The organism is Paucihalobacter ruber, assembly GCF_006494535.1.
GTDB lineage: Bacteria > Bacteroidota > Bacteroidia > Flavobacteriales > Flavobacteriaceae > Paucihalobacter > Paucihalobacter ruber.
In genome coordinates this window covers 185,287-209,313 of sequence record NZ_VHIQ01000002.1, presented here as the reverse complement: position 1 = coordinate 209,313, position 24,027 = coordinate 185,287, and the positions used below count along the sequence as shown (strand labels likewise).

The 24,027-nt window shown below is 36.0% G+C and carries 18 protein-coding genes; 7 read left to right on the top strand and 11 right to left on the bottom strand.

The window, feature by feature from the left end; translation table 11 throughout:
- Positions 1–239 precede the first annotated feature (239 nt).
- On the top strand, positions 240–758 hold the full coding sequence (locus tag FJ651_RS04420; protein WP_140989206.1) for a hypothetical protein: 519 nt from the start codon (positions 240–242) through the stop codon (positions 756–758).
- On the opposite strand, the gene FJ651_RS04415 is transcribed toward FJ651_RS04420, so the two are convergent.
- From FJ651_RS04415 to FJ651_RS04405, 3 genes are all read right to left on the bottom strand, one after another.
- Positions 755–1,441 (bottom strand): hypothetical protein, encoded by a 687-nt coding sequence (locus FJ651_RS04415; RefSeq protein ID WP_140989205.1) that lies wholly within the window; start codon positions 1,439–1,441, stop codon positions 755–757. The genes FJ651_RS04420 and FJ651_RS04415 overlap by 4 nt on opposite strands.
- Before the next feature lie 85 nt (positions 1,442–1,526).
- Entirely contained in the window at positions 1,527–2,336 is an 810-nt protein-coding gene (locus FJ651_RS04410; RefSeq protein ID WP_140989204.1) for an NAD(P)H-binding protein, read from the bottom strand.
- Positions 2,329–4,626: a M28 family peptidase gene (locus FJ651_RS04405; protein WP_140989203.1), complete on the bottom strand. Its 2,298-nt coding sequence runs from the start codon at positions 4,624–4,626 to the stop codon at positions 2,329–2,331. Before FJ651_RS04405 ends, FJ651_RS04410 begins: the two co-directional genes overlap by 8 nt.
- A 113-nt stretch (positions 4,627–4,739) precedes the next feature.
- Between FJ651_RS04405 and FJ651_RS04400 the strand changes: the two genes are divergently transcribed.
- Positions 4,740–5,213 carry a CBS domain-containing protein gene (locus FJ651_RS04400; protein ID WP_140989202.1) on the top strand — a complete coding sequence of 158 codons (474 nt, stop codon included), beginning with the start codon at positions 4,740–4,742 and terminating at the stop codon, positions 5,211–5,213.
- A gap of 1 nt (position 5,214) precedes the next feature.
- Here FJ651_RS04400 and FJ651_RS04395 read toward each other — a convergent pair whose 3' ends face one another.
- Both FJ651_RS04395 and FJ651_RS04390 read right to left on the bottom strand, forming a co-directional pair.
- Complete coding sequence (locus FJ651_RS04395) at positions 5,215–5,562, bottom strand: hypothetical protein (RefSeq protein WP_140989201.1); 348 nt, start codon at positions 5,560–5,562, stop codon at positions 5,215–5,217.
- Positions 5,563–5,710: 148 nt separating this feature from the next.
- Positions 5,711–6,289: a cytochrome b/b6 domain-containing protein gene (locus FJ651_RS04390; protein WP_140989200.1), complete on the bottom strand. Its 579-nt coding sequence runs from the start codon at positions 6,287–6,289 to the stop codon at positions 5,711–5,713.
- A gap of 390 nt (positions 6,290–6,679) precedes the next feature.
- On the opposite strand from FJ651_RS04390, the gene katG reads away from it, so the two are divergent.
- Positions 6,680–8,920, top strand: a complete 2,241-nt coding sequence (gene katG / locus FJ651_RS04385; protein ID WP_140989199.1) for a catalase/peroxidase HPI — start codon at positions 6,680–6,682, stop codon at positions 8,918–8,920.
- A gap of 234 nt (positions 8,921–9,154) precedes the next feature.
- Here the strand turns inward: katG and FJ651_RS04380 are convergent, their stop codons facing one another.
- Both FJ651_RS04380 and FJ651_RS04375 read right to left on the bottom strand, forming a co-directional pair.
- Positions 9,155–11,170 carry a T9SS type A sorting domain-containing protein gene (locus tag FJ651_RS04380; RefSeq protein WP_140989198.1) on the bottom strand — a complete coding sequence of 672 codons (2,016 nt, stop codon included), beginning with the start codon at positions 11,168–11,170 and terminating at the stop codon, positions 9,155–9,157.
- A 2-nt stretch (positions 11,171–11,172) separates the two neighbouring features.
- Positions 11,173–12,336 (bottom strand): right-handed parallel beta-helix repeat-containing protein, encoded by a 1,164-nt coding sequence (locus FJ651_RS04375; protein WP_140989197.1) that lies wholly within the window; start codon positions 12,334–12,336, stop codon positions 11,173–11,175.
- Between the two features lie 373 nt (positions 12,337–12,709).
- Between FJ651_RS04375 and FJ651_RS04370 the strand changes: the two genes are divergently transcribed.
- Both FJ651_RS04370 and FJ651_RS04365 read left to right on the top strand, forming a co-directional pair.
- Complete coding sequence (locus FJ651_RS04370) at positions 12,710–13,450, top strand: LytR/AlgR family response regulator transcription factor (RefSeq protein ID WP_140989196.1); 741 nt, start codon at positions 12,710–12,712, stop codon at positions 13,448–13,450.
- Entirely contained in the window at positions 13,450–14,922 is a 1,473-nt protein-coding gene (locus tag FJ651_RS04365) for a sensor histidine kinase (protein WP_394348080.1), read from the top strand. Before FJ651_RS04370 ends, FJ651_RS04365 begins: the two co-directional genes overlap by 1 nt.
- A 263-nt stretch (positions 14,923–15,185) precedes the next feature.
- Here FJ651_RS04365 and FJ651_RS04360 read toward each other — a convergent pair whose 3' ends face one another.
- On the bottom strand, positions 15,186–16,274 hold the full coding sequence (locus tag FJ651_RS04360; protein WP_140989194.1) for a formylglycine-generating enzyme family protein: 1,089 nt from the start codon (positions 16,272–16,274) through the stop codon (positions 15,186–15,188).
- A 412-nt stretch (positions 16,275–16,686) separates the two neighbouring features.
- On the opposite strand from FJ651_RS04360, the gene FJ651_RS04355 reads away from it, so the two are divergent.
- On the top strand, positions 16,687–17,019 hold the full coding sequence (locus FJ651_RS04355; protein WP_140989193.1) for a single-stranded DNA-binding protein: 333 nt from the start codon (positions 16,687–16,689) through the stop codon (positions 17,017–17,019).
- Between the two features lie 336 nt (positions 17,020–17,355).
- On the opposite strand, the gene FJ651_RS04350 is transcribed toward FJ651_RS04355, so the two are convergent.
- From FJ651_RS04350 to FJ651_RS04340, 3 genes are read right to left on the bottom strand one after another with little or no spacing between them, the layout of a single operon-like run.
- A complete protein-coding gene (locus tag FJ651_RS04350; RefSeq protein WP_140989192.1) occupies positions 17,356–17,877 on the bottom strand; it encodes a ferritin in 522 nt (173 codons plus the stop codon).
- A gap of 38 nt (positions 17,878–17,915) precedes the next feature.
- Positions 17,916–18,818, bottom strand: coding sequence for a histone deacetylase family protein (locus FJ651_RS04345; protein ID WP_140989191.1), 903 nt, complete (start codon positions 18,816–18,818; stop codon positions 17,916–17,918).
- Position 18,819: 1 nt separating this feature from the next.
- Complete coding sequence (locus tag FJ651_RS04340) at positions 18,820–21,186, bottom strand: hypothetical protein (RefSeq protein WP_140989190.1); 2,367 nt, start codon at positions 21,184–21,186, stop codon at positions 18,820–18,822.
- A 253-nt stretch (positions 21,187–21,439) separates the two neighbouring features.
- Between FJ651_RS04340 and FJ651_RS04335 the strand changes: the two genes are divergently transcribed.
- Complete coding sequence (locus FJ651_RS04335) at positions 21,440–24,025, top strand: phosphoenolpyruvate carboxylase (RefSeq protein ID WP_140989189.1); 2,586 nt, start codon at positions 21,440–21,442, stop codon at positions 24,023–24,025.
- The last annotated feature ends 2 nt before the right edge of the window (positions 24,026–24,027 follow it).

Below are 24,027 nucleotides of genomic sequence, written 5' to 3'. Positions count from 1 at the left end.
CAAATGCGTTAAAGCATCAAAAATAAGAAGATTTTTAGAGCGTTAGATTTAAATTCTTATTAATATTTTAGTGGTGAATTTTAATGGCTTCACACACTTTATTGTAACAGTGATAATCGGGCTCTGCTTAAATTAATATCTTTACTGCGTTTTAGATGTTAAAATAAAATAACCCCTTTGCCAATAATATTATTATATGAACAGGCGAAAGCCAGATCTTACTTTTTAAAAATTAATCGATGAAATCTAAATTGCTTTACATAATTGTTATTTCTTTAATTGTGTTTACATGCGAAAAGAAAACAGACAATACAGAAAGCCAAGCACCAAAAAATGTTGCTGATTTAACCAGTAGTGACATTAAAAATTTGAAATACACAGATTATATTTTAGGTAACGACGGCTCTAAATTATTTATTAATTGGAAAAAGTTTCAGGAACTCAATATTCAAATGGGATATTTAAAACAAGGTGACCTAAGCTTTTTTAAAAACGAAAAAGCCGAAGTTAAAGCGTTATTCGATTCGTTAAAAACAACTGTACCAGATACTATTAATACCAAACCAATAGTTTCGAGATTTGCTGTTCTGGAAACAAAATCGTTAAAGTTGCAAGACAACTTAAATATGGATAATATAGAAAAGGCAACAAAGCTAACTTCTGTTAAAGAGGTGCTTGTTGCCTTTGGAAATCTTAACCTTCAGATTAATAAAAAACTAGAGTTTGATGCCAACGAATATTTTAAACCTGTAGACTAGTTCTTAACTCTGCGAGCCTCAAGAGCTTCTCTACTAATTTTTGCTAAATTAAAATTTGGATCAATATCTAAGGCCTCATTCATTAATTTTAATGAAGCACCTAAATTTTCATCTTGATTTTCGTTAAAAACAATCAATCCTTTTAAATATAAAAATGCCGCCTTTAGCGAGGTTTGATAAGGTTGTTGTCTTTCGTAAAAGGCACGCTTCATATCGTCTTTAACGTTGGCCAAGCCGTATTCTACATCTTTTTTTGCGCCGGCTATATCGTTTAGTTGCACTTTTAAATCTGCTAATTCGTAAGCTAAATAGGCGTTGGGCTCTCTTTTAAACAGTTCATTAAAAAACGGCAATGCTTTTTCTCCTTGATTAATAGATTTTAAAGCAATGGCCTTTACTTCAACATTGATATCAGAATCTGACGTATTTAAATCAATACCAATAGTATTTAATGCTTCCATGTGTCTTCCTTCAGAGACGTAAACATAAGCTAAAGTGTCTCTTCTGGACTGAGATGGCTCAAGGGCTTCTAAATGTGTCATGGCACTAATAATACCCTGAATATCGCCATGTGCTTTCATTAAAGCATAATATTTTTCAAAGTGTTTTTTAAGATCTGAATTGGTTTGTGCATTAATTGTGTAACCAAATAGCACAAATGCGATGACGATTAATTTTTTCATTTACGATGTTTTTGTTTTAAACTTCTGTTTCAGGCGCCAAAACTAAAAAATTTAAATGTATTAAACTCTAAGTTCTTATTAAATTCTAGATAGGCTGCTTGAAGGTGTAGTTCAATTTGCGTACCAAAAACCAGGAATTGATGATTTTCCCCTTGCTTTTTTCTAAAAAACTAAAGGTTGGTGGTTCCAAATTTAAGGCTTTGCATTTGTTTGTATAGTAGTTAAATTTTGTGGGATGTTGGTTAAAAGCCGCATTAAAAGTCAACCCGAAAACGTCGTTTTTAATAATCAAACCACTAATGTTGACACAATCATTTAGGTGAATTAAATTAACGGGAGCGTTGGGATTAGCCACATCAATTTTTCCCGAAAGATGGTAACAAGGGTGTCGGTTGTCTCCTATAAGTCCGGCAAATCTCAATATAGTAGTTTTAAAACATTTGCTATTTCTGAAAAGTGATTCTACAGCTATTAATTGTTGAGCTGATTTGCTTTGTGCATTGGGCAAGGTATCACAAGAAATTTCAGGAATTACTGTTGTGTCTTCATAAACCGATGTAGAACTTATAAGCAACACATTTTTAACTTTAGATAATTCTACTGCTTTTAAGAGGTGTTTCATTTCGGTGACAAAGTCCTTCTTGGGATCTTTTTTAAAACCGGGAGGAATATTGATGACCACAGTATCGCTGTTCTTTAGAAAATTTGTGATGTCACCGATAATGCCTTCTCGAGATAAATTAATTAGAAAAGGGTCGATTTCTTCTGAAGAAAGTACAGCCAATTTATCGTAGCTTGTGGTGCTGCCCTTTATGTTAAAACCTTCTTTCTTAAGATATTTCGCTAAGGGTAAGCCAAACCAGCCGCAGCCAATAATAGAAATTTGCTTATTCAACTTTTAATGTTTTTTTAATCATAATGGCATCGTTCAACACAAATGGTTTTGGAATCATCCAATCTTTTCTGGGCTCCAGTTTAAATAGTTTACTTGTGAGTAAATCAAACGACGACTCGTAAATATCGATACTTGTTTCTTGATTAGCCGGGATGGTAAACTCTAAATCTAAAAATTTGTCTTCGCTTACAAAATAGGTCAATAATCTGTTGATTTTTCTGTTTTTAAAATAAGGGTTTTCAGAAGCATTTAACTCTGTGCCATTTATTTTAAAACTCGTAAAGGTTACGTTGGTATTGGCAAAAAGTTCGTACCTGTTAACTTCGGTTTGAGGTGACAAAAAGTATTTAAGATATCTTAAATCTCCAATAACAGTATCGGTTATTTTATTGATTACGGGTGGTAGTATTTCAGACTTTACCTTGGTTGGATTGAAATAAGTAAAACCGGTTTTGTATTTGCTGTTAAAAATGCTGTTATTGGCATCAACAGGCGTTGGATTTATAGTGAGATATTTTTCAGTCCATTCATCTGTAACACGGTCGTAAGTGAGCCATTGGGCCTCATTAGCATCGGCATTGTAATAATATATTAAGCTATTTGGTTTAGGGTTTTCAACTGTAAAGTTTGAATTATTATGAGCTTTGGCAAAAAAGAACAGCCCTATAATCAGCGACAGTGCGCTCCATCTTTTTTTGTGCTTTACAAAGCCAAATATACCAATGAACAATGTAAATAACATACTTACAATAATAGCAGAAGCTACCAGCATTTTTAAGCCCAGTCCAACCGGAAGCATTTGCACCAAAGGCGCTGTAATAAAAATTGCCGGAAACGATAGAAGACTCAGCAATATTAAATTGGGTTGTCTCTGTCTTGTAAAAATGGCTAAAGTACCAAGTGCAAATATCACCGGGATGATAAAGTACGAAGCACCTTTTAATTTAAAAGCTGCTGCTGCCGCAATTAATAGCCATAATAAAATTGGCGCAACCATTAAACTTCCCGCGTTCTCGGGTTTGTAAAACCAGCTGTAAGTCAATAACGAAATGGCCAAACTTAAAAACGTAAAAGCCCAAATATAATCGTGACCGTTATAGGTAAAACCGTGCAAAATTTCGTTGTATTGCGGATATATTTTCCCAATTAATTGCCATCCAATAAATGCAAATAAGGCGCTTATTGCAATACTCATAATAGCAGGGATAAAGCCCAATCCAATTTCTTTGTTACTAAGGTGATGTTTCTTAATGCCAATGTAAACCAATAATAAAAATAACAGAATTGTAAGTACTAATATCGGAATAATCCAGCTAAAAGGATAATAGACCAAATTAAATAATGGCATGCTAAAATAAACGTGGTCTTTATAGGAGGTAAATTCGTTTAAATTGGCATTTGAAAAATATGCCAGCAATGGCATTAAGTAAGTGCCTTGATGCTCAAGACTATTTTTGTCAAGCCGGTCATAATTGTCTAAAACGGTGTGATAGTCGTAGTGGTCGTCAATAAAGGCAAAATTAAAACCGTCTATATTACCGTCTTCTCTAAATCTTGTTAGGTCGGTATCGTTTGGAAGCATTTTGTAAATGCTATATGCCAAAGAATTTCCTGTTGGAAATTTCACACCGGCATGGTCAAGAGCTTCAATTAATTTTTTATTTCCGTTATTGGTTTCAATTAAAAAATAACTTGGTCCACCACTGCCACGAGCTTCAAAATTAAGTACCAGTCCAACCTGATTAGACCATGCGTGTTTATTAACAAATAAATTGGCGCCATGTAAACCAGTTTCTTCGGCATCGGTAATAAGTACAATTACATCGTTTGTGGGTAAATTGCCTGATTTTAGATAGGCTCTCAATCCTTCAAGTATGGTGACGACACCTGCACCTGCATCGCTGGCGCCTAATGATGAGTGCGGATTACTATCGTAATGCGTAGCCAAAACAAGAGCTTTATCACCCGAAGTACCTTGTAGCTTGGCAACAATATTTTTAACCTGAGTTAAATTGCTGCCTTTTTTGCTGTAACTGTAGCCCTCCTGGATGTGTACACTTAACCCCAAATTTTTTAATTCTGAAATAATATAATCTCGTACCGTGTTGTGCGCTTCGGTTCCCGGATAGTGAGGCTCGGCGCTTATCACTTTGAGATGTTTTAAGGCGCGTTCGGTTGAAAATTCTGTTTCAGGCGTGTTTAAGTTGGAGATTGTTGAAGGGATTAAAGACCTATAACTCCAGAAAACAGCAACTACCAGTAGCAGTACTGGAGCGAGTTTTTTAATCATAATGAATAGTGTTGGTTGTGAAATAAAAATACAAAAAAGAATCTGTAATTGTTAATATTTAGTATTTATGGACATTTTTTCTTAAATTTAAAAACACTTAAATCGTCAGTATTATGGGAATCAAGAGTTTTCAAGGCGCCAGAAGACAGCAGGAGTCTGTGTCGGTAGCGCTAACAGTAAAAGACTATATGTCTAAAGATTTGATAGTTTTTAAGCCCGAGCAAAGCATTGAAGAAGCTATTCAAATACTTATAAAGTTTAAAATTTCGGGGGGACCTGTTGTGAATGATAAGTATGAGTTAGTGGGAATTATTTCTGAAGGTGATTGTTTAAAACAGGTAAGCGAAAGCCGTTATTACAATATGCCAATGAAAGAAAATAAAGTTGAAAAACGCATGGCCACCGAAGTAGAAACAATTGATGGCAATATGAACATTTTTGATGCGGCTAATAAATTTTTAAATGCCAAACGTCGCAGATTTCCCATTGTTGAGAATGGTAAGTTGGTCGGACAAATAAGTCAGAAAGACGTTTTAAAAGCAGCCTTAAAATTGCAACATGAACGTTGGAATAGCGTTACCAAATAGTTTACTCCCTTTTCACCAAGGCATAATAATCACCATCTAAGGGTAAATAACCCTGGTCATAAACAAAGTAATAAACATTGCCGGTTTTGGTGGTGTAGATACTTGTGAAATAATTAAAATCAAACCCCTTTTCAATAAGTTTAGATCTGCTTACTTTGGTTTTTTGTTCGGGGTTGAGTTGCTCTAAAATTCTGTAATTTTTTCGCAGCCAATTATTCGTGTTTCTAATAAGGTTTTTCGTGTCTTTATTGTTTCTGTTGTTATAACTGTTACGACAGGCATCATCGCAGAATTTTTTGTCAACTCTACCTAAAAGTTTGGCACTGCATTCTAAACACAATCGTTCCATTAGTTGGTTTTCATATACCGATAAACCTCAGTTATTTGTTAATGAGATAAATATACAAAAAATTGATTAATTTTCAATTTTATGGTCATTTATGTTTTGTTGAATCACAAGCTATTATTATACGCCAACTAAAGGCTGTAAATAGATTCTAGTTTTTATTACTACCGCTAATTATACGCGATACCAAACCCTTTTCCTTTGTCAACTCAGCTATTAAAATGCTTGTTAAATGTATCACCATATAAGCCACCAAATAGTAAATAGAGAGTTTATGCCAATCTTCTACCTGCTTGCGCAGAGTTTTTGGGCCTAATTCTATAATTAATCCGGTGATTAATGACGCGGTAACGCACACATAAAAAACAATATAAACCCAAAATTGAAATTTCTCTTTGACAGAAAGCAATTTGTTAAACGGATTCTGAAACTTCATTTCACCAAATATAGGTAACATAAATCTGATGGCGAATAGGCCAACAAGCACATAACCTATATAGGTATGCCACTGCCACATGGGGTGCCTTATTTTTTTAGCTAAAACAATTAAGTCGTCTTGTGGTAATGAGGTGCCGGCGTCGGTTAGATAAACTCCAATAATATCGGCCATGTGGTTTTTATTCATCCAGGTAAGCCTCAATAATATGGTTACTAATAAAAGCGTAAATGATACAGCTATGGCCCAATGCATAATTCTATAAGTTTTTGAATAAGATTTTATGGCGCTCATGTTCTTGAAGACAGACTAAGTGTTAAACATAAAAACAAATGTAAAACGTTTTTTTACGATTTCTACATGATTTTCGATGTTTAGTTTGTCTGCGTTCTTTGCGCCTTTGCGTGATAAAAATTACTGTAAAGACACGGATTACAGGGATTAGCACTAATCCTTTTTTTATAAAAATTAACACACAAAACTTCAGCGGAGGTATAAGATTTCGGTGGGATAAAGGATTTTTAATTGTTTAGAATAAATAAATTGAAGCGCTGTTTTTTATTTTGAAACACATCGGATTAATTTTTTAAGCTATAGTTTTTATCTATTGAAAATTTAATTTTATACGAATTCTTTTATGTAAATTTGTGAGAATCTGAAATCAATATTAAAACACTATAAATTATGAGTGATCACACAACCAACGCCCACGGCGACAAAGTTTACAACATTAACGGTCAGGGTAAATGCCCTGTGATGCATGGGTCTAACACCAAAATGGGAAGTGGCGGAACCATGAATAAAGATTGGTGGCCAAACCAACTTAACTTAAATATTCTTCATCAACATTCACCAAAATCAAATCCGTTAGGGGAAGATTTTAATTACGCTGAAGCTTTTAAATCGCTAGACTTACCGGCGGTTAAAAAAGATTTAGTTGAGGTGTTAACAACCTCACAAGACTGGTGGCCTGCCGATTACGGTCATTATGGTCCGTTCATGGTGCGTATGGCTTGGCATGCTGCAGGTACGTATAGAACAGGCGATGGACGCGGTGGTGCCGGAACCGGCAATCAGCGTTTTGCACCTCTAAACAGTTGGCCTGATAACGGAAATTTAGATAAAGCCAGGAGATTACTTTGGCCAATTAAACAAAAATATGGTAACAAGATTTCATGGGCAGACTTATTTGTTCTTGCCGGAAATGTAGCCATGGAATCTATGGGCTTTGAAACCTTCGGTTTCTCAGGAGGTCGCGAAGACATTTTCCAACCCGAAGAAGATATTTATTGGGGTGCAGAAGATACCTGGTTAGGCAACAGCCGTTATACCGGAGAACGCAATCTTGAAAATCCGTTAGCCGCCGTGCAAATGGGGTTGATTTATGTAAACCCTGAAGGACCAGACGGAAAACCAGACCCACTGGCATCAGCAAAAGATATTAGAGAGACTTTTGCACGTATGGCCATGAACGATTATGAAACTGTGGCTTTAACAGCCGGTGGTCACACCTTTGGTAAAGCTCATGGTGCGGGAGATGCGGCTTTATTGGGTGTAGAGCCCGAAGGTGCACCTATTGAAGACATGGGCTTTGGCTGGAAAAGTAGTTATAAAAGTGGCAAAGGTAGAGATACCATTACCAGTGGAATAGAAGGCGCGTGGACGGCAAACCCAACCCAATGGGATATGGGTTATTTTGATGTGTTATTTGGATATGATTGGGAACTAACTAAAAGTCCGGCCGGTGCTTACCAATGGGCAGCCAAAAACTTAGCTGAAGGCGATCACGCTCCAGATGCTGAAGATGCCAACATCAAAGTTGGTTTAATGATGACTACTGCCGATATGGCCATGAAAATGGACCCAGAGTACAGAAAAATCTCCGAACACTTCCACAAAAACCCTGAAGAATTTGCCGATGCTTATGCTCGTGCCTGGTTTAAATTAACGCACCGAGATATGGGTCCGAAATCAAGATATATTGGCCCAGAGGTTCCTGCTGAAGATTTGATATGGCAAGATCCAATTCCGGCGGTTGATCATGAATTGGTAAATAGTGGAGATATAACAAATCTCAAAGCTGTTATTTTAAATTCAGGGATATCAGTTTCAGAATTGGTTTATACTGCCTGGTCTTCGGCTTCAACTTTTAGAGGCAGCGATTATAAAGGTGGTGCCAATGGTGCCAGAATTAGATTAGCACCACAAAATAATTGGGAAGTGAATCAGCCTGATCAATTGGCTAAAGTGCTTGATGCATTAGAAGGAATTCAAGCGTCCTTCAACAAAGCACAATCAGGAAACACAAAAGTTTCAATGGCCGATTTAATTGTTTTAGGTGGATGTGCAGCTATTGAAAAGGCAGCTAAAGATGCCGGTTTCAACATAGAAGTGCCATTTACACCAGGCAGAACCGATGCCACTGCCGAACAAACCGATGCCGAATCGTTTGATTGGTTAAAACCAGAGGCTGATGGTTTCCGTAATTATCGACGCGCTAAGTTTACAGTATCCGATGAGGAAATGTTAATTGACAAAGCGCAGTTACTTACCTTAAGCGCACCCGAAATGACTGTATTAGTGGGTGGATTAAGAGTATTGGGCGCTAACTATAACGGTTCAAAACACGGTGTATTCACCAAACGTCCCGGAACATTAACCAACGATTTCTTTGTAAATCTGGTTGATATGGGCGTGGCTTGGGCACCATCTCATAAAGAAGTTGATGTATTTGATGCACACGACCGCAAAACAGGCGAAGTAAGATGGACCGGAACCAGAGTAGATTTAATCTTCGGTTCTAATTCTCAACTACGTGCCATTGCTGAGGTTTACGCACAAGACGATGCCAAAGAAAAATTTGTAAAAGATTTTGTAAAAGCATGGAATAAGGTGATGAATCTTGATAGATTTGATTTGAAATAATTTAATTAAGAAACAATGAAAAAAAGCAATCTGGAAACAGATTGCTTTTTTTTTTGAGCCAATTTTGTTTACCGTTAAAGCGACTATTTTAAATAATCTTTGCTTTGATAACTGAGTATTTCATAATAACACCAAGGTATCAAAATAAAAAATCCCCATTTCTGGGGATTTTTGAGGATAGTCTAGTAAACAAATCTCCTCTAATTAATAGCATAGAAGACTATCCTAAACTAACTAATTTTTCACAAAACGCTTGAGAATTGATTGTCCGCTATCGGTTATAAAACGAATAAAATATACACCATGAGATAACTGCTCTACACCAATTTGGTTTTGTGGATTTGGTTGATTTATGACCAACTTTCCTGTAACGTCGATAATGCTAAAACTCGCGATAGAGATTTTAGTTTCAAAATACAAGACATTTGTTGCCGGGTTTGGATGAATTTTAATACTGTTATTTTCAATGTTATTGTCATCTACACTCAAAGCACTATCAGTAACGGTTACGGTAACTGTTACAGAGGCTAAGTTACCTACGGCATCTTCTACCGAAAGCACAACTGGAAATTCACCTTCTTCTGTAAAAGTATCTACGTCTATACTTAAGTTAATACTTCCGCAGTTGTCTGAAGAGCCATTATTCACATCTTCAGCTGTAATGGTCACCGATGGGTTCCCTGCCAGGTCAACTGTAATATCTTGACCAATAGCTATGGGGTTTAAATTATCTTCGACGGTAACAATGGCTGTTGTGCTATTGGTATTGCCACCGGCATCTTCAACGATAAAAGTAACGGTATTAGCTCCCAGATTATCGCAACTAAAACTTGAAACGTTCACACTTTTATTGACAATACTGCAATTGTCGGTTGAACCATTGTCGAGGTCATCTCCTGTAATTGTAGCTATACCATTTTCATTTAATGCTACTGTAATGTTTTGAGCGATGGCTACAGGATTGATGTTATCAACAACCGTAACTACAACCTCTTGTGTACTTACCTTGGCTTCAGCATCTGTTGCAGTGATGGTTACGGTATTACTCCCTAAATTATCGCAGGTGTAATTAAACACAGCTTGGTTGAGTTCTACAGATACCAACTCGCAATCGTCAAAAGTGCCATTATCAACATCGGCAAGGGTTAAGCTACCGGTTCCACTGGCATCCAATTCAACAGTGATATCTGGAAAGACAACTATTGTAGGGGCTTCATTGTCAAACACATCAACATCAATGAGAATATTGTAAATAGAATATCTACCGGCTTCGTTTTTAACGCTTACCCAAATGTCGTGAATATCGCAGCTTACCAAATCGGTTGGTATTTCTACTAAATATTCGTCTGGATTTCCGGTAGCTATTATAGGCGCGGTTTGTCCGGTACCATAACCCAACTCTTCATCGAATAAAAACTCCATTTCAGAAAGAGGCGACACTTCAAAGTCTTCATTGTCAAAAATGTAAAACAACTTTTTGTCGTAAAGACTCCAAGTACCATCAGTGTTTTGAGTTCGAATTCCTAATTTATGAAATCCGGGTTCTAAACTACCTAAGGGTATTACAAAACTTTCGGTTACTTCACTTGGCGACCCAGAAATAGTGAGTGCTGTACCATTACCAAAGCCGGGATCTGTATCAAACCAGTATTCTGCGCCGGTAATATTAGAAAATGAGTTGCTGCCGTCTATTTCTTCGGTTATGTAGAACACATTATTATCGTAAAGACTCCATACGCCATCTGTATTTTGAGTGCGTATTGCAAGGGTATGAAAACCCTCGGCCAAATTACCTAAAGGTATTACAAAACTTTCGGTTACCTCACTTGGGGTATCAGAAATACTAAGTGCGGTTCCGTCGCCAAATCCGGGATCGGTATCAAACCAGTACTCTGCGGTAGCAATATTGGCAATCGATTCTGCTTCACCGTCTGTTTCAGTAACATAAAAAAGTACTTTTTGATACAATCCCCAAGTTCCTTGGTCATCTAAAGCTCTTATGTTAAGCTGTTGAAATCCTTCATTTAAACCTGTGGCAGGTAAGGTAAATGACTGAGAGACCTCGCCAGTATTAGCTGTTACACTTAAGGATGTAGCATTACCAAATCCGGGATCGGTGCCAAAAAAGTATTCTAATTCAGTAATACTTTGAGACCATATAACTGTGCTTATAAAACTTAAAAAAGTAAAAATAAAGAATTGTTTTTTAAGAAATAACAAGCACAATTTGTCTTGTTGTAAAGCGTTCATAATTAATGAGCTTTAGCTTTGATGATAACGTTGATATTGCCGTTTTTAGGCACAGAAGGATCATAACTTAACACGTCTAAGGTTGGAATACCCCTTGGCACGCCCAGTGGTTTATAAACAAATCCATTAGCAAAAAGTCCAATTTCAGAACCACCGGTACCACCAGTAAGCGCTGGAGATCCCGCTTGTAAACTCAGGTCATCGGCTAATCTAAAACCTGGATTGTAGCTGCTTGAACCCGCAAAGCTTTGAGTTGAAAGTCTGTCTACATTGGTAAATTGCGGGTTGGTATTGGCTAAAGTGTTATTTTGGGTTATGTTCCCATTGCCCGCAATGCTTACATTACCACCACCAAATTCATAAGAAAGATTATTATTCAACGTATAGCTGCCGCTATTTAAGTTAACACTAGCGCTACCTGCCGTTGCAAAAGTGAAAATAAACATGTTGTTAGACAGTATAACCGGATTAACAGCATCAAAATTATTGAACGTTATTGGGCTACTTTGAAATCTAAAAACATTGTTACCAATAATTGTTGATAGTGCGTTGTAGATGTTTAGAGGAGAACTTCCTGCGAAGATGTTGTTAGTAATTATAACATTTTTAGCATCGTTAAAAATGGAAATATTACCAAATATTGCATTGCCCCTCAGTATGATATTGTTGGCTGTTGTTACAGCTACTCCGGCTTGTATACCAAAGCTCGCCGATGAAAGAATTGCACAATCAAAAATACTAAGGTCAACAAATGGAATAGGGTTTGGCCCACTGGTGTTATGAGAAATGGAAAAGATGTTTAAACCTTTTAAAGTAACATCAGAAGATCTTACGCTAACACTACCAATAATTGATAGTTTAGATGGTTCGCTATGAGAACGCCCCGTTAGAGTAATAGCCTTGTTTATGATGATATTGCCATAGCTAATAGCAGATGGTTGTACGTAAATAATATCGCCGGGGGAGGCGCCATCAAGTGCAGCTTGTAAACCTGTGAAGGTTGCAGTAGATCCCGGGTTGTTGTCAACCGTAATAATGTTCTGTGCCATGGCTTTGCTTGCTAAAAGCAACAGTGTACAAATCATTAAAGATTTGACTGTGTTTAATGTTCTACCCACGTTATTTTTGTTTAAAAAGTGGTCGTGGAAATTGTTGTTGTTTTTCATGTTTATAAAATTTATGGATTAATAGTTAATGTTGTTCCAAACGTTCAGCGCGTTGCAGTAATAAACGGCCTTGCTCTTGTAACTGAATGATGGTGTTTTTTTGATTAATGTTTTAAACATCACTTAGAGTTTGTGAGTTAAAATTATATTTTTCAATGACTTGAAATTTTTGATTTTGAAGATTAGCGGTTAAAAATGTTTTTTAGGTATCTTTTTCACGAAAAACAGTTAATTATGTTTTTTTGCGTCAAAAAACATTAATTCGTCAATTATCCTTAAAAACCTACTTTTTGTTGTCAAAAAATCGCCATTGATGTAAAAATTATATATGCGAAACTATTATTTGCTATATTTATACTACTTAATAATCAGGATGATTACGGCTTTACTTATAGATGACGAACCTAAAGCTTTGCAAAGCTTACAATGGGAGTTAGAACAATACTGCCCGGAAGTTAAGATTATAGGGTCCTTTACTAACCCTTTGGAAGCACTTCTTTTTTTAAAAAAACAACCTATAGATTGTATTTTTTTGGATATTGAAATGCCGGAAATGGACGGTTTTCAGTTTTTAAAAAATTTTCCAAACCACAAATTTCATGTCATTATTACTACTGCTTTTGATCACTATGCTATCAAAGCTTTGAAGGAAAAGGCATTTGATTATTTGCTCAAGCCGGTAGAATCAGAAGATTTGACAGAAGTTATAGCCAAAGTTTCTCAACAAATAGAACAGGATAACCAAAAATCAACTTTAGAAATTGCATTAGATCAACTTGGAAGACAACTTCCATTAAATTCTCAAAAAATTTCGTTTTCTGCTGATGGCAAAATATTTTTTTTGCATCCAGATGAATTGGTTTATTGTGAAAGTGATGGTAATTATTGCACGCTTTTTTTGATCACAGGTAAGAAAATACTACTGACCCATAATCTTAAATTAGTTGAGGAAAAATTATCACAGAACTCATTTTTACGGGTACATAATTCTTATGTTGTCAATCTTCATAAAATAAGGGAATACCATAAAGCAGATGATTTACTCGTGCTTGAAGGTGGTATCAAAATTCCGGTGTCACGCCAAAAGAAATCCATCTTTTTCGACAAAATATAGTGTTAGACCATTATTTATCGTATAAGTTACTGTGGTGTTTTGTGACATCAGGATTGATTATTTACTTTTTATTAAACACCTTGATTTTTTCACAAACCCGGAAGAATACATTTCTGTATTACGGCTTGTATAATTTCTTTTTATTAACCTATCTAATTACCAAGTCGCCTTTTTGGACGGAGGTAACCTATAGCTATCTCACCACAACTCGATTCGCTTCTTTTAATTGGTATATTCAGATTGTTTACAACTCTGTGCTGTTTCTTTTCTACAGTGAGTTTCTAGATTTAAAATTGCACCATCCTCGTTTTCATCGTTTTATTAAAAACTACCTTTCGATACAATTGGTAATTGGCACCTTGTTTTGGGTCTATTGTATCGTCACCAATAACAATTTACTTTACCACTCCTTTTTCAACTTTATTTTTTTACCGGTTTCTTTTGCAGTGTTACTTTATGGTCTTTATATCGCTCTATCCATTCCAAAAAAATTAGGGTATTTCATTATCGTTGGTATAGTATTGTACTACGGTTTTGCCATGTTGGCTTATTTGCGGTCTAATCCAAATAGCATAGCGGAATTTCCCATTAAATACTTTTATATAGGTATCATCTTAGAATCCTTTGTGTTTTTATTAGGACTAGGATACAAAATTAAAATGGTCTATTTAGAAAAACTTGAAGTCCAACAAGCTATCATTAAAGAACAAAGAAGTTTACAAATTTTGCGTGAAAACACTCAAAAAGAATTAAAACAAAAACTGAATGAGCAAGAAATTGAGTTGCGTGAAGCCCTATATGAAGCAGAAGACGAAAAGCTGAAATCTTTACAACTGCACTACGAAAACGAGATCTCAAAACTCAAATTGGAATCATTGAGAAACCAAATGAATCCCCATTTTATTTTCAATGCTTTGAATTCTATTAAGGCATTTTTGGTGACTAATGATAAGGTACAGGCATCTCATTATTTGGGTAAATTTTCAAAGCTCATTCGAAAAATACTCGAATCCTCCCGAAATGAGGTTATTAGTTTAGAGGATGAAATTGAAATTTTAGATTTATATGTAAACATTGAAAATATTAGATTGGAGCCTCAAATTGCTTTTGAAATTATCAATAAAGATTCAAGATCGCATAGAGGTATCAAGCTTCCTGCTTTGATTTTACAGCCCTTTATTGAAAATGCTATTTGGCACGGACTTATGTTAGTTAAAATGGATAGAAGATTAACTATAGAGCTATCTCATGTTTTGAAAGTACCATGTCTTATAATTACAGACAATGGCATTGGGAGAAGAAAAGCTGCAGAATATCAAAAAAACAAACTAGTGAAGAAATCTTCTTTGGGTCTAGTGTTTGTTCAAGAGCGTTTAGATTATTTTAATCAAAAACACCAAACACACTATCGCTTCGAAATTCAAGATGTTGAAGAATCGCGTGGAACTAAAGTCGTTTTTTACTTTGAATGAAAAAATGTCACTCTTAGCAAATATTAAGATAATTAGAAAGTATTTTACGTTCTGATGTTGTTATTTAAATAGGGTTTATAAACAAAACGATTCTAAAGAAAAATTTGTAAAAGATTTTGTGAAGGCATGGGATAAAGTCATGAACCTTGATAGATTTGATATCAAGTAAAAAGAAAAATTCTTTTTAGTAATTAAAAAGCGGCTCATTTACTGGGGTCGCTTTTTTATTATGAGGTCATAAATAAAATATATTTCAAGGTAGTTTAGTCTCTCACCAATCTAAATCCTACGTGATTCATTCCGGTATCAAAAGAAGCACCTTGTCTGCCACTGGGCTTGTAATTGCTGCAGTACTGTTCACTACAAATAAATGAGCCACCTTTAATGACATTTTTAATAGCAAGTGGGTCGTTTGGGTCTATGGTTTGGTTTGGTCCTTTTGGATTGCTTTGAACAGGCAGTGTTTTACAAATTGTTGGATCAAAATTAATGACGCCATAAAAATCGCTGCAAAGTTCCCAAACATTCCCAACCATATCATATAATCCAAAACCATTTGGCGGAAACGATTTTACCGGCGCAGTAGCGGTAAAACCATCGTTTGCGGTATTATTATAAGGAAAATCACCTTGATAAAAGTTGGCCAAATATTCGCCGTTAGGCGTTAATTCTTCACCCCAGGCAAATTCTTTTTCGGTTAAACCACCGCGTGCGGCTAGTTCCCATTCAGCTTCTGTGGGTAATCTTTTGCCGGCCCATTCGGCAAAGGCTTTGGCGTCTTCAAGTGCAATGTGTACAACCGGATGATTATCGAGTGCTTCGATGGAACTTTCCGGGCCGTTGGGATGTTTCCAATTAGCACCATTCACCCATGACCACCATTGTGAGTAATCGTTTAACGCTACAGGGTGATTAGGCGGTGTAAATACCATAGAGCCAGGCTGTAAGCTTTCGGCAGGTGGTTTTGGGGTGCCTTCGGGCAGCAATTTTTTGAGTTCTTCCCAGTCAACAGGTCTTTCGGCCATGGTAATATAACCCGTGGCATCGGTAAATTTTTTAAAATCGGCATTGGTTACTTCGTGTTCGTCTATCCAAAAACCGTCCACTTTTACCCTTTGCGCGGGTAGCGCATCGCGGGTGTTGCTTTGCTCGCAAGTGCCCATGGTAAACTCGGCACTTTCAATATAGATCATTTTGGTGGTGAGCTCTGCCTTGGTCGAAACAACCTGGTTGATGGGTTCCTCTTTTTGTTTTACTTGTTGGTCTTGATTGCAACTAACAAATAAACCCGTCCCGGTTATTAAAAGATAGAACGAGAATGGTATTATTTTTCGAGGTGAATTAACGAACATATTTATTGTATTGATATTTATAAAGTGATTTTCATCATTATTAAGCAATCAAATTTACAATAATGCCGTGCATAAATAGACATCATTTTATAGTTTCTAAGGTAAAATTAATAGTCGCTCTTAGAGGTGTTTGCTCATTGTTGTTTTAAAATGAAATAAATCCTTGAAGAAATATCATGTCTGTATATTCAATTAAAATATTGTAAATAAACAGCATAAAAGTTTACAAACGGTTACAATCAATTACAAATGCAAGTAAACGCGTAGTAACCGAATAAATTTTGACAGTTGTTAAATCTTTGCATCGTTGAATGAAACCAATTGGTAGAAACAACAACCTGCCCGCCACATTTTTTGAAATTGTTAAGGCAGGCGGGAATGTATTAACTGTTTAATTTAAATTTTTATTATTATGAACGCACTTAGAAACAAAGTACAGTTGATTGGAAGATTAGGTCAAGATCCTGAAATTATCAACTTTGCCGACGGCAACAAAATGGCTAAATTTAGTTTGGCCACAGACGACAGCTACAAAGACAAGAACGGCGCTAAGGTAGAGCGCACAGACTGGCACAATGTGGTGGTGAAAGGCGGTTTGGTAAACATCGTAGAAAACTATGTCAACAAAGGTAAAGAAGTTGCCATCGAAGGCAAGCTAACTACCAGAAGCTACGAAACCAAAGAAGGCGAAAAGCGCTACGTCACCGAAGTAATTTGTAACGAATTACTGTTACTAAGCAAGTAACCATAAACTGTATAATTAAAAATCCCGGCACTTGACGTGGCCGGGATTTTGTTTTTTAGTCTGTTTATATAAAAGCAAGGTAGTACTTTGGTTTGTAATATTTAGGCAACCTTTTTAATTAAATCAAAGCAAGGGCATTTTTTACAACGCTTGGTTTCGCACTTTTTAAATTTTTTGCAACAATTAGACTTTACTTTGCCCAAATGGTCTGTGCCTAATTCTACTAGTTTGTTAAGACGTTTTTCTTTTAGTTTTTTAGCCTTTTTGTCGCCCATAGCTATGAAAATAATGGGACAAATATAGCTATTTTTAATTATTCTAAATAAAGTTTAACATCTATTTTTGCGGTGGCTCTCCGGCAGAGCTTATCACTGTTAGTTGTTTAATGTCTCTGTCAAACAGGTATAATCCGCCTTTATCGTCGCCTATTAAATTAATTTTATCTAAGATGGTTCTGGCTACCGCTTCTTCTTCTATTTGTTCGGCCACGTACCACTGTAAAAAGTTATGGGTGGTGTAATCTTTTTCCTGAAGTGTGATATGCACCAGCTCGTTGATACTATTCGACACAAATTGTTCGTGTTCAAATAGTTTCTCAAACATTTCTTTAAATGAACTAAAGGTTACATTAGGTGCATTTAATTCTGAAATAAATGCTTGTCCGCCACGCTCGTTGATAAACTTAACCAGTTTAAGCATATGTTCGCGTTCTTCGTCTGATTGTGCGTACATAAAATTGGCCACCCCTTCTAGGCCTTTAACTTCGGCCCAAACGGCCATTGCCAGATAAATTTGAGACGATTCGGCCTCTATTCTAATTTGCTTGTTTAAAGCGGTTTCAATAGTTTTATTTAACATGGTTGTAATTTTTTATCAAAGATACAATTGCTTCAGATTTAAAAAAAGATTTCTTGTGCAATTCTAAAGGTGTTGGCATGGGCTTCAACAATGGTTTTTATTTCAGGAGAATAGCCACCGCCCATTGAGCACATCACTGGAATATTTAGGTCTTTACAAGTTTGTAGTACATATCTGTCGCGCTCGGCACAACCTTTGAGGCTACAAGCTAATTTGCCTAATTTATCAGATTCTAAGATATCAACGCCGCATAGGTAAAAAATAAAATCGGGCTGCACGTCATCAATTAACCTTGGTATGGTGTTTTTTAAAGTGCTTAAATACTTCGTGTCATTAGTGCCATTTGGTAATGCGATATCTAAATCTGATTGTTCTTTATGAAATGGGTAATTTGATGCACCATGCATAGAAAAAGTAAAAACCGAGGGGTCATTTTGAAAAATCTGTGCGGTACCATTACCCTGATGTACATCTAAATCTACAATTAAGATTTTATTAATCTGTCGATGCCGTTGTAAATATCGTGCTGCAATGGCTTGATCGTTATACAAACAAAAGGCCTCACCGCGATTGGTATAGGCGTGATGTGTACCACCGGCAACATTCATGGCCACGCCAAATTGTAAGGCAAAATCGCTGGCTTTGATGCTGCCATCAGTAATGATTTCTTCTCGGTTCACCAATTCTTTAGAAAGCGGGAACCCGATTTTTCTAATGGCTTTTTTGTCTAATGTTAGTTGTTTAAGGGAACTGATATATGCGGTGGTATGAACAGCAGCAATATGAGCTTCCTCAGCATTTTCAGGTTCAAAAAAATTAGCTTGATTGCAAGTGCCTTCATACAGCAATTGTTCGGGCAATAGCTCATATTTTAACATCGGGAATCTGTGACCTTCAGGTAAAGGATGCGTATAAATGTTGCGGTGAGCAATTTTGAGCATTTTAGTTCAGCGACATACTTTTCGCTGAGGATATCAGTTGTTGACCATTAACAACACCCTCGATAAAGAGTTTAATTTCAGAAGTATTGGTATTAGGAAATTTTAATTCCACTCGGCCGTTGTCATCAGGAATCACCTTATCAAACCAGCCAATTACGCCTAATTCTTCAAAGAAAGTGGTATTGTAATATTTGTAAACCGGAGTATAGAACTTCTGATCCTTGGCGAAAGTCAGTGGGAAAGTTTGTTTTAATAAATTAGCCGAGGTTTTTGAGTTCAACATGACTGCAGGATCAGTAAAAATTTTAATATAGCCCGCATTACCTCTTATGCCGCCGCCACTGCCATATAAGTCATATTCGATGATATCTATTACCTCTAAATTCATATTCGATAATATAGTGTAATCGGTTAAAAGCGCATCATCTAAAAATACTAAAGGGGTATCAGGACCCCAATTAACTCTTGGGTTGCTGATAGTGAAATTTCCTGATCGTTCTTCTGCAAACCAACCAAGTCTGTTTAAATAAACAGAGAGCCTTATATTGGTCATTCTGTCCCTGTCGCTTACCACATCAACTCTACTATTAACAGCTTTTTTATTTAGTCTTTCGGCACGGGTAAATTGTCTGCTACCTGTTAAAACTATTTCATCAAGCTCAACGGCATTGTTCCATGATTGTGTGGCAATGTCTATATTATTTGAATTTAGTTGATTTTGCAGGTTGGCTGATAAAATTTGTGTTTGTTTTGTAAACATAGGGATATTGGACGGATGGAACCTTACATACAATCCGGGTGAACCTGTTTTACCTTTGTTTTTCATTAAACTGGCTTTAAAGCTTTCGCCTTCAATAGGAACCAGATTTTCTTGAGAGAATTTAGCTTGATTTGACTTTAATTCAAAAATTTCGGTGTTATTATTTTTAAGCGGATACACCATGTAGGTGCCACCTTTATTGTTGTTATTAACAGTCGCCACCACATCAATACCACGCTCAAAGGCATGGTTTAGAAGTGGCTCACCCTTAAAAATGTTATTCCAGTTATAGCTACTCCAACCCTGAGACATTAATAATAAATCTAAATTATATCTGGTTTTTTGATCCCTGTTTTTGAAATAGGTTGCTCCGTTTTCAATAGCGCCGTTAATATAGGGTTGAATATAAAGTGATGAAAAGATATTATTATGTTGATTATAAGATTTTGTTTTTCCGGGGAGTACGGACACGCTGATGTTGTTAAATGTTTCTTTTTTAAAGTCTTTAATATTTAATACAACTGTTATTGAATCGGATTTTTTGATAACATTTTCCGGGGTTACATCACCGGTCAACACACCGTTGTAATTAAAGTATAATCGCTCTAAGATAGGGTTGTTGTTTTCGTCGAATAGTGTAAAAATATTAACGCCCGTAAACAGGTTGGTGCTTTCAAAAGCAATAGCCGCTTCGTGTTGATTATTTAAGCTAAAAGGAACGGTATTTATTTCGCCGCCATTATGGATGGCCAGATTAAAATTGCGGTTTCCGAAGGTTTTTAATCCATTTTCGTTAGTGCTTATTTTGAAAATAACTTTATCCTGCACTTCGGTTAATGACAGTGCAAGCCCGGTTGGTTTAATATCAGAAATATTTATTTGGTGGATATGCTCGTTGGTGACTAATTTTAACTTATAGCTCTCACCCATCATAGGTTTAAAAATGGTTTTACCTATACCAAATTCGTTTAGTTTAAATTCTGAAATCAATTCATCATTAAGGTTTACTATAGAAACAGAAGCATTAGGAATCCCTTCACCCTTTTCATTTTTTGCTATAACGGCCACATTATTAAAAACATCTGTGATTAGATGACCGCCTTCGGGTAACAATTGTAAATCAATTTTAGCGCTGTTAGAGCTTAACTTTATTTCTTCTTCTTTATCGGCGTAAATCACTTTAAATTTCTGTTCAAAATGATTTTGCTCGTCAAAGTTCAGCATGTAGTTGGTAAAGGCCTTAAAGGTGTATTCATCTTTTGTAAAGGTACTGTCTATATTAAACACATTACTTGCAATGCCGTTTTGCATCAGCACCAGTTTTTCTTTTATGACCTTACCATCATTATCGGTAATGGTACAATAAAGGTTAGAGGTCATCATGGAGCGTTCTTTGGTAATTTTATCGAACACATAGGCCTGAAACCCTAGCATTTCACCTTCAACATAAACCGACTTATTCAGGTGCGCGTAGGCAACTTCACGAGGAGCATCCACATAATCGACATATTTATCGATTAATTGGTCAACGGTGTTTTGAGAGAATGCTTGATGTGTTAAAAAAACGAGAATAATTGTTGATGATAAGGCTAGTTTTTTTGCTATCATTTTAGAGGATTTTAGATGAAACATATAGATCTATGAAATTGTATCGTTTTTAAGACTATTATTCCCGATGTTGGTTTAATTTGCTCATATATAAAAAATTAAAAACAAAAATAGTGCCAAAATATTGATTTTAAGTTTGTTTTGATTATATAATTTTTAATCCTATTACCTAAACATTGAATTATTCATAAAACTACAGCTCTTTCTTCTTATTGTGAAACAGCTTTAGTAATTTTAAACCAAACTTTAACCTATGTCTATACAACCAAAATTAGTTAGATTTAATCAAAACGTACTGTCTAAATACCGCATTTACAACAGCATATTTATGACACTGCCTTTTGATGCGGTAACAAAAACGGGAGTTTTATTACCGTTATTTCACGAAACTTGTGTTAAAGGTTTTCAAGCCGGAGACGATCCTACTACCATTGTTGAAACTTTTTTCAAAAAATATCAGGCCAGACGTAATGAGCAAAGTCAGATTAATTTGTTTTTTAGACTTATACAATATATTGAAAGACAAGTAGTTTTGTTTGATGCTATAGAAGATGCCTCATTTTCTATTGTTAATAATATGGAAGGTATTGGTACCTTGAGAAGTATTAAAGAGAAAGCTGCAGCGCAAGACAAGTTTAAGGAATTGCGCAGTTATTTAGAAGCAATTAAGGTACGTATTGTACTTACAGCGCATCCTACCCAATTTTATCCCGGTTCTGTTTTGGGGATCATCACAGATCTCTCTGAGGCACTGAAAACAGATAATTTAACCGAAATAAATAATCTGCTCGCGCAATTAGGTAAAACCCCATTTTTTATGGACCAAAAGCCAACGCCTTATGATGAAGCGGTAAATTTGATTTGGTACCTTCAAAATGTGTTTTATTTTTCTTTTGGCTCAATTTTCGACTACATTCAACAAAATATTTTTGACGACCAAGACATTGAAAACAACATTATAAATATTGGTTTTTGGCCGGGTGGCGATAGAGACGGCAATCCGTTTGTAACTCCTGAAATCACACTTAAAGTGGCTCAGCGACTGAAAAATGCCATTTTAAAAAACTACATAGCCGATTTAAAAATACTGAGACGAAAACTCACTTTCACTGGTGTGAGACTAAGACTTAAAGAGCTTAATAACCTAGTGTACAACACCTTTTTACAAAAGGAAAACGAGCCTCAAATAACCTTGCAACATTTTAGAGACGAACTAATTGCTTTGAGGAAAATTGTTAAAGAAGAGCATCAATCGTTGTATTACAACGAAATAACAAGTCTTATCAACAAAGTGCACTTGTTTGGGTTTCATTTTGCGAGTTTAGACATACGTCAGGATAGCAGAGTTCACGATAGCATGTTTAGAGCGTTGGTCGAAGAATGTATTGCCTCAGGAAGCGATGTATTTCCGGCAGATTTTTTAAACCGAAGTCTCAAAGATCAACAAAACTATCTGGCAAAAATTACCGGTACTGTTGAAGGTATTACATTTAAAGATGAGCAGGTTGTAAATATTGTAGAAACTATAAAAGCCATTAAAACCATTCAAACCAACAATGGTGAAGTGGCCTGTAACCGATACATTATTAGTAACAATCAAACTACGATGAATGTGTTGCAGCTATTCGCCATGCTAAAAATAATAGCATTTAATGACGAACTTACCGTAGATATTGTACCGCTATTTGAAACTGTTGACGATTTAGAAGTTTCAGATAAAGTTATGGAGCAATTGTATACCAACCCAAATTACAAGGCTCATCTCGCCAATCGAAACAACAAGCAAACCATTATGCTGGGCTTTAGTGATGGCACCAAAGATGGTGGCTATCTCATGGCCAACTGGGCTATTTTTAAGGCTAAAGAACGCCTTACCAAGATTTCAAGAAAGTATAAAATTGATGTGATATTTTTTGATGGTCGCGGTGGACCGCCGGCACGTGGTGGTGGAAAAACCCATCAGTTTTACGCGTCTTTGGGTCCAACAATCGAGGATAAGGAAATTCAGTTAACCATACAGGGGCAGACCATCAGCTCCAATTTTGGAACCACAGAATCTTCACAATACAACATGGAGCAACTTATAAGTTCGGGTGTTCTCAACAGAATAAACGACACTAATTTAAAGATGTCCCGCGAGAATAAAGCCGTCATGGATAAGCTGGCCGATATTAGTTATAAGTCTTATGTTGATTTTAAAAATCACCCGAAGTTCTTGCCGTACCTAGAACGCATGAGTACCTTAAAATACTATGCCAAAACCAATATAGGCAGTAGACCATCAAAGCGTGGAAAATCATCTGAGCTCGTGTTTTCAGATTTAAGAGCCATTCCGTTCGTAGGCAGTTGGAGTCAATTAAAGCAAAATGTTCCCGGTTTTTACGGTGTTGGTACCGCCTTAAAATGGTATGACGACAAAGGACAATTTAGAAAGGTAAAGCAGTTATATAAAGATTCCAGCTTTTTTAGAACATTGATTGAAAACAGCATGATGTCGCTTTCAAAATCCTTTTTTGATTTAACCAAATACATGGCAGAAGATGAAGAATTTGGTGAATTCTGGAACATTATTTATCAAGAATATCTTACAAGCAAGAGACTTATTTTAAAATTAACCGGTTACAAAGAGCTAATGGAGAATGAACCCACAGGAAAGGCCTCTATCCAAATAAGAGAATCTATTGTTTTGCCCTTGCTAACCATACAGCAATATGCACTAAGAAAAATTCAGGAGTTACAAAAAGATCCCAATCCCGACACCGAAAAGATTGCTGTTTTCGAAAAAATAGTCACCAGGTCTCTGTTTGGGAATATCAACGCCAGCAGAAATTCGGCATAAAA